At 62.7% G+C, this 12721-nt stretch carries 10 protein-coding genes and 2 tRNA genes; 2 read left to right on the top strand and 10 right to left on the bottom strand.

Annotation, left to right across the window (positions count from 1 at the left end; genetic code table 11):
- Positions 1-26 precede the first annotated feature (26 nt).
- From LQE90_RS07985 to LQE90_RS07970, 4 genes are all read right to left on the bottom strand, one after another.
- Positions 27-100, bottom strand: a tRNA-Gln gene (locus LQE90_RS07985).
- A gap of 57 nt (positions 101-157) precedes the next feature.
- A tRNA-Lys gene (locus LQE90_RS07980) sits at positions 158-233 on the bottom strand.
- Between the two features lie 176 nt (positions 234-409).
- A complete protein-coding gene (locus LQE90_RS07975) occupies positions 410-1012 on the bottom strand; it encodes an HD family phosphohydrolase (protein WP_216529366.1) in 603 nt (200 codons plus the stop codon).
- Positions 1013-1138: 126 nt separating this feature from the next.
- Positions 1139-2020 carry an arsenic efflux protein gene (locus LQE90_RS07970; protein WP_216529365.1) on the bottom strand — a complete coding sequence of 294 codons (882 nt, stop codon included), beginning with the start codon at positions 2018-2020 and terminating at the stop codon, positions 1139-1141.
- Between the two features lie 233 nt (positions 2021-2253).
- On the opposite strand from LQE90_RS07970, the gene LQE90_RS07965 reads away from it, so the two are divergent.
- Positions 2254-2679 (top strand): DUF2510 domain-containing protein, encoded by a 426-nt coding sequence (locus LQE90_RS07965; RefSeq protein WP_216529364.1) that lies wholly within the window; start codon positions 2254-2256, stop codon positions 2677-2679.
- A gap of 573 nt (positions 2680-3252) precedes the next feature.
- Here the strand turns inward: LQE90_RS07965 and groL are convergent.
- From groL to LQE90_RS07940, 5 genes are all read right to left on the bottom strand, one after another.
- Entirely contained in the window at positions 3253-4890 is a 1638-nt protein-coding gene (gene groL, locus LQE90_RS07960) for a chaperonin GroEL (RefSeq protein WP_114567245.1), read from the bottom strand.
- 46 nt (positions 4891-4936) lie between these two features.
- A complete protein-coding gene (locus tag LQE90_RS07955; protein WP_114567246.1) occupies positions 4937-5224 on the bottom strand; it encodes a co-chaperone GroES in 288 nt (95 codons plus the stop codon).
- Positions 5225-5551: 327 nt separating this feature from the next.
- Entirely contained in the window at positions 5552-6250 is a 699-nt protein-coding gene (locus LQE90_RS07950; RefSeq protein ID WP_114567247.1) for a response regulator transcription factor, read from the bottom strand.
- Positions 6240-7520, bottom strand: a complete 1281-nt coding sequence (locus LQE90_RS07945; protein WP_231088258.1) for a sensor histidine kinase — start codon at positions 7518-7520, stop codon at positions 6240-6242. Before LQE90_RS07945 ends, LQE90_RS07950 begins: the two co-directional genes overlap by 11 nt.
- A gap of 61 nt (positions 7521-7581) precedes the next feature.
- Positions 7582-9258 carry a LuxR C-terminal-related transcriptional regulator gene (locus LQE90_RS07940; protein ID WP_114567328.1) on the bottom strand — a complete coding sequence of 559 codons (1677 nt, stop codon included), beginning with the start codon at positions 9256-9258 and terminating at the stop codon, positions 7582-7584.
- A gap of 205 nt (positions 9259-9463) precedes the next feature.
- On the opposite strand from LQE90_RS07940, the gene LQE90_RS07935 reads away from it, so the two are divergent.
- On the top strand, positions 9464-10957 hold the full coding sequence (locus LQE90_RS07935) for an FAD-dependent oxidoreductase (protein ID WP_114567248.1): 1494 nt from the start codon (positions 9464-9466) through the stop codon (positions 10955-10957).
- Positions 10958-11107: 150 nt separating this feature from the next.
- Here the strand turns inward: LQE90_RS07935 and LQE90_RS07930 are convergent, their stop codons facing one another.
- On the bottom strand, positions 11108-12622 hold the full coding sequence (locus tag LQE90_RS07930; protein ID WP_114567249.1) for an FAD-dependent oxidoreductase: 1515 nt from the start codon (positions 12620-12622) through the stop codon (positions 11108-11110).
- Positions 12623-12721 lie beyond the last annotated feature (99 nt).

Here is a 12721-nt window from a genome sequence, read left to right as displayed (position 1 = left end):
ATGCGAACGACATGAGCGGTGTGAAGTGGCTGGGCCACCAGGATTCGAACCTGGATAGCTGGTACCAAAAACCAGAGTCCTGCCGTTGGACGATGGCCCAGTTCAGAACGGCATGCAAAAGCCGAAGCCCCTGCCATCGCGATTGGAAGGAAAAAAATGGTGGGCCGTGAGGGAGTCGAACCCGCGACCTTGGGATTAAAAGTCCCCTGCTCTACCAACTGAGCTAACGGCCCACGTCGCTCCAATGCGCGAGAATACATTTTAGCCGTGCGGACAAGGCCGGTCAATGAAAATGTTTGAAGGCCCCGCAAGCCCACAAAACGCTCGGACTCTTCGCGAAAGGATCCTTCCCCCTCGCTCGTCTGGAAAACCTGCGCCCGCTTTGGGCGGGCGCTCGAATGCGAATTCGTTATTCGGCAGGCTTGAACGTGTCCCTGTCCGGCGCGAACGACTGCATGGCCTCGATGGTGCGGGCGAACAGCTCGTCAAGCTCCCAACCTAGCATTTCCGCCCCGGAACGAATGACGTCGCGGCTGACTCCGGCGGCGAAGCGCTTGTCCTTGAACTTCTTCTTGAGCGATTTCACTTCGAAGTCCATGACGCTTTTGCTGGGCCGCATGACCACAGCCGCGCCGATAAGCCCCGTCAATTCCTCCGCCGCAAACAGAACCTTCTCCATTTGAAGCTCGGGTCTGGGCAGATCCGGATTGAAATCGGACGTGTGGCTCTGGATGGCGCGGATGAGCTCGGGCGTGCCGCCAGCAGCCTCGATCCAAGGCGCAGCGTACAGCGTGTGCTTCTCCGGCTCGTCATCGTGCTCTTCCCAATCAAGGTCGTGCAGCAGCCCCACGATACCCCAGAATTCTTCGTTTTCGGGGTCGAACTCGCGCGCGAAGTAGCGCATGGTCTGCTCCACCGTTTCGCCATGTTCGATATGGAACGGATCCTTGTTGTGCGCTTGCAGGAGCGCGAACGCCTCGTCGCGCGTCATACCGGCTTCCAGCGTTGACATGATGTCCTCTCTTCCTTCTTGACATCGATCTCGAGTGCTTCTTGCCACTATAGCGCATAGCACGTCGGGCAAGCAAAGCGCCGCGCTGCCAAGAACCGACAAGCAAGCGCCGCGTCTGCGCAATCGCTAGAACACGATGCCCAGCGCGTTCGCAATCAGGCCCCACGCCACGCCCGTGCAATACAGACCCACCACAATGGCAACGTTCTGCCTCCAGTTGCGGTTCGCCCTGAACAGCACCAACAAGCCCACGCCCGCGCTTACCAGCAAACCCGCCAGCATCGCCCCCGAGCCCAAGGCGCCGTCCACGTACAGCTGCGCGATGACCACGCTTGCGGCGCAGTTCGGCACCAAGCCCACCAGCGCGGAACCTAACACCGAAAGAGCCTGGTTAGCGCCGAGAAACGTTGCCAGAGCATCTTCTCCCACCACTTCAAGAACGGTGTTCAGCGCAACGGTCACGGCAAAGATGAACAGCGCGACCTGAACCGTGTGCTTAAAGGCGCTTTTCAAGATGCCGCCCTCGCCATCATGGCAGTGGCAGTGGTCGTGCTCGCAAAGATCGTGAATATGCAACGGCGCGTCGATGCGCCGCGCGAGGCGCATGCCGGCGTCCACGATAAAGCCCATCACCATGCCGATAACGATTTTCGCCCCCAGGATTTTCAGGATCACCGCAAGAGGCACCTGCTCTGCAATGAAGATGGGAAGCATCTCGTCCGACGTAGACAAGAACACAGCGAACAGCGTCCCCAGCGTGATGACGCGGCCGGCCCACAACGTTGACGCGGCAGCAGAGAACCCGCATTGCGGAACCACGCCCACAACGGCGCCGACGATAGGGCCCGCCGCGCCAGCGCGCTGAACTGCGGCTTGGGCTTTACTGCCGGTTTTATGCTCGAGCCACTCCATCGCCAAATAGGTGACGAACAAAAACGGGATGAGATACAGCGTGTCCGAAACGGAATGCTCCAGAACATGCCCTGCGATATGTATGAATTCTTCCATAACAACTTATTGTAGACCAATGCTCGACCGGAGCAACCGCCCGTCGTGAAATGGGCACGGAAGACCGCCCGCAGCGGGGCGCAGGCCTCGAATGAGGCGCGCGAAGGCGGAAAATCCGGACGGAGCCGGGCGGCGAAGTATCGAAAGAACAGGTAACAACCCGCTTGGAACCTAATAAGAGCCAAACGATTCAGTTATACTGGACTCAATTTCCATTCGTTCATGGAGGCAGTATGACAAACCCACAAGCTGGATGGTACGCAGACCCCTCGGGAGACGCAGCAAAACTTCGCTACTGGAACGGCGAGCAGTGGACCGACGACTACGCCGACGCTCAGCCCGCAGGTCAAGAGCCGACTTACGGAAGCCCCGCTCCCGTCTACCCGCAAGCTTCGGGCGGCCAGGCTTACTACCCGCAAACGGCCAGCAACGACAGCGACCGCACGCTCAGGCTGGTCGCGTTCATCCTGTGCATCGTGTCCACGGTGTCGGTGTGCTGGCTCATCATTCCCCTGGCCTGGATGATCCCCATGAGCATCCGCTGCTGGAACATCTACAAGGGAACGAAACCCAACACCACAGCATTTGGTATATGCACGCTCATTTTCGTAACCCTTATCGGCGGTATTCTTCTGCTGGTTTCGAAAAAAGACGCGTAGCAACCAAAAGCACCACGCAGAGCGGCCCGGTTCCTGACAGCAGAGCGCCCAGGAGCCGGGCCGCTTTGCGTGGTGCGGTGCGCGAGATGTTTGGAGCATCGTGCAATGCGCGGGATGCCTGGGGCGTCATGCAAGGATCGCTCGACGTTTGCGCGATGCTCCGAGCAGCGAGATGCTGGAGCACTTCGGGGCACCTTTCGTGCTCATGATTCGAAACCCGACAGGTTTTTCGGATTGAGCATGGGATCCGCGGAGTCGGCAGGATTTATGGGATCGGATGCTCCAATTTGCCGCAGAGGTTTTCAGGTTCTGTCAAAACGGACGAGTTTTGCGGCGGTTTTTCGTCTTGCAGAGAGATGACGCTGCGGGGCGTTTTTCATCATGCCTGGTCAAAAGGCTGCTTGTTGCATTTATCCTGATTCGAGAACCAGCAAAACTCGTCCGTTTTGACAGAACCGGCCCGCACGCGCGCAGGCGCGGGCCACATGCGGGCGCAAGGGGCACACACAAGAAGGGCGACCCGCGGGCCGCCCTTCTTTCCGAGTTTAAATTGTGCGATGCAGGCCGCAGGGCTTACATCATACCGCCCATTCCGCCGCCGCCAGCAGCTGCTGCCAGCGCGGACAGGTCCGGACCCTCCTTCGGGATTTCGTTGATGGTGGCCTCGGTGATGAGGATAAGGGCCGCAACGGAAGCAGCGGACTGCAGAGCCGTGCGGGTCACCTTGACGGGGTCGTTGACGCCCATCTCGATCATGTTGCCGTACTCGCCGTTGGCGCAGTTCAGGCCTTCGCCCTTGCCCATGTTCTTGACATGCTCAACCACAACGCTGCCCTCGTAGCCCGCGTTCTGGGCGATGGCGCGCATCGGAGCCTCCAGAGCCTTGCGGATGATGGCAACGCCCACTTCCTCGTCCTTGTCGTCAGCCTTGACGTCGTCGAGCGCGGGAAGCGCGTCAACCAGAGCCACGCCGCCGCCGGCAACGATGCCCTCTTCGACAGCCGCGCGGGTTGCCTGCAGAGCGTCCTCGATGCGGGACTTCGTCTCCTTGAGCTCGGACTCGGTTGCAGCGCCCACCTTGAGCACGGCCACGCCGCCGGACAGCTTCGCCAGGCGCTCCTGCAGCTTCTCGCGGTCGAAGTCGGAGTCGGCACGCTCGAGCTCGGCCTTGATCTGGCCGATGCGGTCCTCGATGGCCTTCTTGTCGCCAGCGCCGTCCACGATAAGGGCGGTGTCCTTCGTGACCTTGACCGTCTTGCAGTGACCCAGCATGTCGACGCGAGCGTCCGCCATGGTCATGCCGAAGTCCTTGTCGATGACCTGCGCGCCGGTGACGGCGGCGATGTCCTCGAGGATGCGCTTGCGGCGGTCGCCGAAGCCGGGAGCCTTGATGGCGACGCAGTTGAACGTGCCGCGCAGCTTGTTCAGCAGGATGGTGGCCAGAGCCTCGCCCTCGACGTCCTCAGCAACGATGAACAGCGGGCGGCCGGACTTCATGATCTCTTCCAGCAGGGGAACCATGTCCTGGATGTTGGTGACCTTCTGGTCGGTCAGGAGGATGTAGGGGTCGTTGAGCACGGCCTCCATCTTCTCCATGTCGGTGGCCATGTACGGCGAGATGTAGCCGCGCTCGTACTGCATGCCCTCGACGATGTCCATGTCGATGCCGAAGGTCTGGCTTTCCTCAACGGAGATGGCGCCGTCCTTGCCCACGGCCTCCATGGCCTCGGCGATCTTCTCGCCGATGTTGGCGTCGCCTGCGGAAATGGTGCCCACGTTGGCAATCTGGTCCTTCGTGGAAACCGGCGTGGCGTCGGCCTTGATGGACGCGACGATGGCGTCGGTGGCCTTCTGGATGCCGCGGCGGATGCCCAGCGCGTCGGCGCCGGCGGTCACGTTGCGCAGACCCTCGGACACGATGACGTCGGCCAGCAGCGTAGCGGTGGTCGTGCCGTCGCCGGCGACATCGTTCGTCTTCACGGCAACTTCGCGCACCAGCTGGGCGCCCATGTTCTCAACGGGATCCTCCAGCTCGACTTCCTTGGCAACGGTCACGCCGTCGTTGGTGATGAGCGGAGCGCCGTAGGACTTCTCCAGAGCGACGTAACGACCCTTGGGGCCAAGCGTCACCTTGACGGCGTCGGCCAGCTTGTTGACGCCGGCAGCAAGCGCGCTGCGGGCGTCAGCCTCGAACTTGATCTCTTTAGCCATGATGCTTTTATCCTTTCAACTGCGTTGTTGTTAGCGGGATATTCGCTTATGCAAAGACAGCGTACAGATCGTCCGCGCGAAGAATGAGCACGTCCTCGCCGTCCACGTGAATCTCGGTGCCGCCGAACTTGCCGTAGACGACCTTGTCGCCCACCTTCACCGGAACGGGAACCAGGTTGCCGTCCTTATCGAGCTTGCCGTCGCCCACAGCCAGAACGGTGCCGCTCTGGGGCTTTTCCTTCGCTTCGGTCGCAAGGTACAGACCCGACGCCGTGGTCTCCTCGGCCTCGTCCTGCTTGACGATGACGCGATCACCCAGGGGTTTCAGATTCATAACGTGCCTTCCTTTCGTCGTCCGACTCGCGTAGCGGAACGTTTGATGTTCGCTATGTAACCACTCGATTGCGGTGACTGCTAGCACTCATCGTTAGCGAGTGCTAAACATTGCGTTATCATAGCAGCCTCATCGCCGATTGCAAGAGTATTCAGAGAAATCTAAGCCCATGCGTTTCAGGTTTGACAGAATCGCCAAACGATCGTCACAATTGGGCCGCCGGACGGTGCGCGCAACGTACGCCGCGCGCAAGCGGCGCGAGCCCGATTCGGGAACCTTCGCCAAGCAATGGCCGCGCACAAGAAGCGAGGCCCTGCCGCAACCGCGTCAGCTGGCACCCGGACGAACCAGCCCGCTTTCGTATGCCTTCACCACCAACTGAGCGCGATCGTGCGCGTCCAGCTTGGCCATGATGCGCGCCAGATGGGTTTTCACCGTGGCGGGAGAAATGAACAAATCGGCCCCTATCTGCTCGTTCGTCATCCCGCGCGCAACGAGCACCAGGATTTCGCGCTCGCGATCGGTCAGCGCGCCGATAGCAGACCGAACCCCTGCGCCGTCCCCCGGAACAAGCGGGCGCGACGCGACGAACTCCTCGATCAGACGACGCGTAATGGACGGCTGAATAAGGGCGTCCCCCCGTGCGACCACGCGAACGGCAGCGGCGATCTCGTCGGGTTCGGCATCCTTGAGAAGAAAGCCGCTTGCACCGGCGGCCAGGGCATCGTACACGTACTCGTCCAGATCGAACGTCGTCAGGATAAGCACGCGAACGTCCTCGAGCCGAGGATCGTTGCTGATAGCGCGCGTAGCTTCGATGCCGTTCATGTGCGGCATGCGAATGTCCATGAGCACCACGTCGGGCCGCAGGCGCTGCGCCAGCTCCACCGCCTCCTGGCCGTCGCGCGCCTCGCCCACCACGTCGATGTCGCCGTACGTGAGCAGGATCAGGCGAAACCCGCTGCGCACAAGATCCTGGTCGTCGGCCACCAGCACGCGCACCTTGCCTCCATCGTTACGCTCCATGCTGCGCCTCCGCTCCCTTAACCGGAATGCTGGCCATCACGCGGAAACCGCCTTCCGCGGCGTTGCCTGCGGAAAACGTTCCGCCCAGCAGATGAACGCGCTCGGACATTCCCGCAATGCCATGCCCCGCCCCGTCGGCAGCCTGGGGAAGGCCGTCGCGCAGCGCAAGCGCGCCGACAGCGGGCTCGAACCCGCGTCCGTCGTCCTTCACCGTCAGGCGCGCCTGCCCGTCCTCGATCGCAAGGCGAATCGAAACCTCGTGGGCGCCCGCATGCCTGACTATATTGGTTGCCGCTTCCCGCGCTATGCCGAACAAGGCCATGTCGACGTGCGCAGGAACGCCGGCACGATCGTAGCCCGCAGCGTCGAGGCGCACCGAAAGCCCCGCGTCGCGCAGGTACGCGGCCAAGTCCTCCAGCCTATCCGTCCCCGATGCCGGCGCCGTTTCGGCCGTCTCGTCGCCGTGCCGCAGCACCCCGATCATGCTGCGGATGTCGTCGAGCGCCGTTTTAGCCGTGGCCCGCACCGTGGCGACGGCCTCCTTCGCCGCCGCAGGATCCACGTCGATCAAGCGCTCGGCGGCAGCGGCCTGGATGCTCACGGCCGACAGCGAATGAGCAGTGATGTCGTGCACTTCGCGCGCAATGCGCACGCGCTCCTCCTCCACGCGACGCGCGGCCTCCTCTTCGCGCGAGCGCTCCGCTTCGAGCGCCCGCTGCTCGGTGGCTTCGACGTACGCGCGATGCGTGCGGTACGCATAGCCCGCAAGGGCGGCGGCCAGCACCAGCGCGATGTTTTGGAACCGCGTGAAAAACGTCAGGCTGGCGGTGCGCGAGGGCGCGTCCATCAGCAACAACCCCGCAACTGCCACAACCGCCGCAAGCGCCGCCTCTGCACGGCCGCGCTCGTTGGCTATGGTGTACACCGCTATCACGGGCCCCACCACGGTCAAGGAAAACCCGCTGAACGCATTCTGCAATCCAAGAAACGACACGAAGCAGAACAGGAACACGGGCCAGGGAAAGCGCCGGCGCAAAACCAGCGGCAACGTGGTGATGGCAAGCGCCACGAACACCTGCACGTTCGGCACCACGTTCACCATGCCCAGGTACTGGCGCAACGCCAGATCGGGAATCACAATCGACGAAGCCGTCAGCATGAGCTGCGCGCTTCCGAACAAAAACGCCAGCAAGGCGACGGCCGCGTCAATACCCCAATCGCGAGGCGTCATCGAACGATTATGTACTAGATAGTTATCCATGCGTGCCATACTACGCGACCTTGAACACGCGCGCCATACACCAGCAGGCGTACTGCAGGGAACAAAACCGTTACAGACGAGGCGACTCCACCAAGTCGATCAACTGCTGGCGCGTATGGATACCCAGCTTGGAATAGATGTTGCGCACGTGGCTGCGAACGGTATTTTCGGTTACGAACAGCGCTTCGGCAATATATGCCTTCGTGCGGCCCCGCGCCAGATAAACCAGCACCTCCGCCTCGCGCTCCGTCAGGCCGCCCTCCCGAGCAACGGCGGCACAGCGCGATTCAAGCGCACGCTCCCCTTCGGACGCCGCATCGGCCTGCGTCGCCGCAGCATCCGCCTGCGCAGCCGCAAGCGCGCCGTCGACGCCCGGCCCGTCCTGGCCAGCCCCTTCGCGGCGGCGCTTCCGATCCCGCGAGAAGAACACGAGCGCCATGCACAGCGCGTACAGCACCACCACGATAATCACCAAAAAGCGCATGGTGTGCTCGCCTTCGTCGCTCGGCCCGCCTCCCGCAACCGCCGCAGCGAACCCGCCCAGCAGCGCAACGGCCAAGAACACGCGCGCGACGCCCATCGTCACGCCCATGAGCACGTACGGAGACACGCGCCGCACATGCGCGACCTCGGCCACCAGGTACGTGATCAAAAGCGCCACGAAGTAGTAGCTACCCAGCAAGAGCATGTAGAACACCAGGTTGTACATTTCGCTGAGAAACGGCAGGAACACCAGCATGGCGGCCAGCACCGGCATGATGACGCGCGACACCGTCGACACCTTCGGCATGCGGTGCATCACGAACACGACGAAGCAGAACACGATGATCGCGCCCACAATGGCCCCGGACGACACCTTGCCGGAGCCTTCGAAGTCAAGGGATCCCGTCAGCATGAAGCTGTTCAAAAGCCCGATAACGGCTTCCAGCACGAAAAACGCCACTACGGAATCGCCCAACTCCAAAAACGCATCGCGATACGCGGCAAACCGCGCGCGGAAAGAAGCCTTGTCCTGGCCGCCTGCGCTTGCGCCCGCGCCTGCTCCTGCATCCGCATTGACGCACGCGGGAGCGCCCTCGCCCTGCTCGCACGCACGCGCATCGCCCGCGGCGGCCTCGGCACCCGCGGGCGGCGCTCCCTCGGCGCACACGTGCGGCAGCGCACGACGGACGAACCGTGCGCACAGCGCCGCTACCACAAGCAACACGCAGCTCAGCTTCATCTGCACGTCGGGATCAAGCGGCGTCAGCTCGGCCGAAACCACCACGTTCAACAGCATGCCCAGCGCAATCTGCGTAACGATCACGCTCGGCTTTTCCGCTGAGAACACTTCGATCCAAAACAGCGAGAGCATCACCGATCCCGCGCCGTACAGCACACCCGGAATCAGCAGAGCCATGTCGGCAGGAAGCGAAAGGACCACTCCCGCAAGGGCGGCAGCGTTAGCGGCAATCAGAAGCCCCGTCGGCAACACGTAGGGCATGGAGAACGCCTTGAGCCGACCGGTCAAAGCAAGCAGCACGGCGATGCCCGCGCACACGACCACCGAGCACGCCACCACCACGTTGAAGAACAGGTCGGGAACGAACAGAAACGGCGACTTCACGAACGCGAAGGCCGAAAGGTACGCGCTGGAGTTCACGCCCCGGTACAATCCGAAACCCAAAACAATCGCGGCAGAAAGCACAAAAGGACGCACGCTCGCGCGTGACGAATGCGTTTCTTTTCCCCGGCTTCTCTCCCTCATGCTCTGCATGATACGGTATGGGCAACCTTCCCACCAGCAGAAATTCAAACCCTCCTGCAATATAGTCCGAAACGGACGGTGACGGAACAAGCCGGCATCCGTATGGTGAACCCCGTCGCACAGCAACGGCGACGCACAACAGGAGGAGCCGCAGCCAACCGAAACCATGCTCGGTGCAGGATGCGGCCCAAGGAGGGAGACCATCATGGAAACAAGCATGAATCGTCGTAATTTCTTGAAGGCGGCCATCGCCTCGGGCGCCGTCATCGCCGCCGGCGGCGCGCTTGCCGGATGCGCCAGCAACAACACGGCGGGCAGCAGCACCGGCGCGGAGAACGTGGTAGGAACCGCCCCGGTTTCGTTCAGCGACGAAACCGACGTGCTCATTCTGGGCACGGGCATTGCCGGCATGTCCGCAGCCATGGATCCGGTGGAAGCCGGCCACAAGGTCATGCTGGTGGACAAGCTGGAGCGCGTGGGCGGCGAGAGCTTCATCGCCTGCGGCGTTATGAACGTCGTCGGATCGAAGATGCAGAAGGACGCCGGCCTTGAGGTTGACCCCGAGACGAACTGGCAGAAGTTCCTCCCCATCCTTGAGAAAAAGGGCGAGACCGATGACATGGACTACAAGCACAACGTCTACGTCTACCAGACCGAGTGGGCCGACCGCGTAGCCGCCGACTACGGCGCGGTGTTCCAGCCCATCACCGACTACATGGGCACGGGCGCGCCCACGTCCATGCTGCTGCCCGGCAACGGCATCGGCGACATGCAGGCCGTGCTCACGCCGCTGCAGAAGGGCCTGGAGAAAAAGGGCGCCACGTACAAGCTGAACCTGCGCGCCACGAACTTCATCGTCGACGGCGAGGGCGCGCCCATCGGTGTGCGCTTCAACGACGAGAAGAACGGTAAGACCGTCGACATCAAGGCGAAGAAGATCATCGTGGCTACGGGCGGATTCTCCTGCAACCAGGAAATGGTGTCCACCTACCTGCCCAGCCAGGCTCGCCTGGGGCCGCTGACGGTCAACTCCATGGGCGAAGGCCACCAGATGTGCAAGGCGCTGGGCGGCGTGTACACGCACATGGACATGGAAGCGAACCGCATGAGCGACCTGGCGCAGGTTACCGTTTGGGGCTACTTCTCCCCGCAGGTGCAGGTGACGCCGCAGGGCCGTCGCTTCATCAAGGAGGACCAGAGCCACGACTCCCCCGACGCCGCCGCCAAGCTGGGCTTGGGCTTCTGGTGGACCATTTTCGACGACCAGGCCATCAACAGCAGCCAGAAGTGGAACGTCGAGATGAACATGAAGGGCAACGCCGATCGCCTGGTGGGCCCGTGCTCCACCCTTGAGGAATTGGCCACCGCCATGGACGTTCCCGCAGCCAACCTGCTGGAGACGTTCGCCCGTTACGACGAGCTGGTAGCCGCCGGCGAGGACACGGACTTCAAGAAGAAGCTGTTCCTGCAGTCGCTTTCCGCTCCGTACTACGCCATGAAGCACTTCCCGTACCGCTACAAGACCCATGGCGGCATGAAGATCACCACCGACAGCCAGCTTACGGACAAGGACGGCACCCCCATCCCCAACGTGTACTGCTGCGGCTCCACCGTGGCCGACAGCGGCAGCGACCTGTCCCCCAACGCCGGCAGCGGCTTGATCAGCGGCAAGGCCGTCGTTGAGGCTCTGAAGGCATAACCCGATTCACACCCCTCCCCCTCGGAAAGGGCTCGAGCCCTTCTTTTCAATCGAACAAGACGGGAGGAAACCGAACGCCGCCCGCGCAGACCTGCCGCACAGGGCGCGCCGCGCATTCAACGCGCCCTGTGCGGCGCGAAGCCCTGGCGTTTAGCGAGCCGCCTCGAGCGCCGACACCACGGCCTCGCCCACCAGCATGCCGAACGCACCGTTCGAGGCCAGGCCCTCTCCTCCGTTCGCAGCCACCGACCCGCAACAGTACACGTTGCGGATGGAAGCCCCCGACGTACCGGTCAGGCGACCGTTTTCGTCAGTCAGCACACCGCCGCGCGTGCGGTAGCGAACGGGAAGCTGCTTGATCGCGTAATAGGGAGCCTGCAAGCTTTTCAAATTCACCGTACGGCCGAAATCATCGTCCTTTCCAGCCGAAACCAGTTTGTCGAAGCGATCCATCGTAGCTTGCAGCACGTCGGCTGGAACCCCGATTGCCGCGGCAAGCTCGGCCGCGTCGTCACAGGGCCCCACCAGGCGCTTCGCGTATTTGCTGGTCATCTGAGCGGCGCTGCGAGACTGCGACCCGTCGCTTATCCGCTTGTCGAACACCGTCCACCAGTACCCGCGATCCTGGCTGAAGCACGCGTTCGCCGGCGCGTTCACGTCGTCCTCGCACGCAAAGCGACGCCCCTGCGCATCCACGATCAGCGTGGGAGCGAACATGCCCCAGGCCGACACTTGCGGCAAGTCGCTGGTCAAAGGCAGGGTCCCGTCCATGCCCGACAGCTGCCCGCCGGCCCGTCGGCACAGCTCCTGGCCTTCTCCCATGGAAGCGTACGTGAAGCAACCCGCCCTGAGCAGCGCGGGGGCATGAGCGCTCACCAACGGCTGACTGCTGGCAAACCCGCCGGTGGCAACCACTACCGCTCCAGCCCGAACGTCGACGACCGAACCGCTTTCCTCCACGAAAAAGCGCATGCCGCACACCACCGCGCTTTCGTCCAGGATGAACGCGACCGCGCGGTACCCCGTCTGGAACGCCGCGCCCTTGCTTGACAGGCCATCGCGCAGGGGAACCATGACGGACTGCATGTCGCCCAGACCGTTTTTCGGCAGCATGACAGCGTCGTTAACGCCCTCCTTCCCGTAGGTGGACGGGTCGGCGAACTGCGCACCGTAGCTCTCGGACAGGCGGTCGACCCATCTCGGGGCGGCTAGGTACAACGATTTCGCGAAATCGAGATTGCCCACGCCTGCAGCGGAAAGCTCTTTCTTGCGAGCCGGCCACGCGTCTTCGGCACTTTGCGCGAAACCCGCTTTCTTCTGCAGCTTGCTGCCGGCCACGTGCATGATGCCGTCCGCGTCGTAGCTTTCGCCCCCCAGCAGGCTCAACTTGTCAACCACCATCACCTTGTAGCCAGCCTCGGCAGGGGCCATGGCCGCAGACAAACCGGAAACGCCGCTGCCCACGATCAGCACGTCGACCGAGTTCGAAAAGGAAACGGGCGGCTGCGCCACCACCGTGGAAACCTGCGACGCGCCATCGGAATCGGCCGAGGGCACCAGCGTGTTCGATATGCGCTCGACCGACGAGCATGCCCCCAGCACGCCCCCAGCGGCGAACGCGGTAGCGGAAAGGCCCGCAAGCTTGAAAAAGGCGCGGCGCTCCATGCAGCAGGCTCCTTCGTTTCGAGGTAAAGGCACGAATCGCCTCCGAGTATAGTGAGGCCGCGTTCGCTTGTCGCGACATCCTTGCCAGCCGCCACTCAA

It is taken from the genome of Paraeggerthella hominis, from assembly GCF_021044775.1.
GTDB classification, from domain to species: domain Bacteria; phylum Actinomycetota; class Coriobacteriia; order Coriobacteriales; family Eggerthellaceae; genus Paraeggerthella; species Paraeggerthella hominis.
The sequence above is the reverse complement of the archived record's forward strand: the minus strand, read 5'-3'. Positions and strand labels throughout refer to the sequence as shown.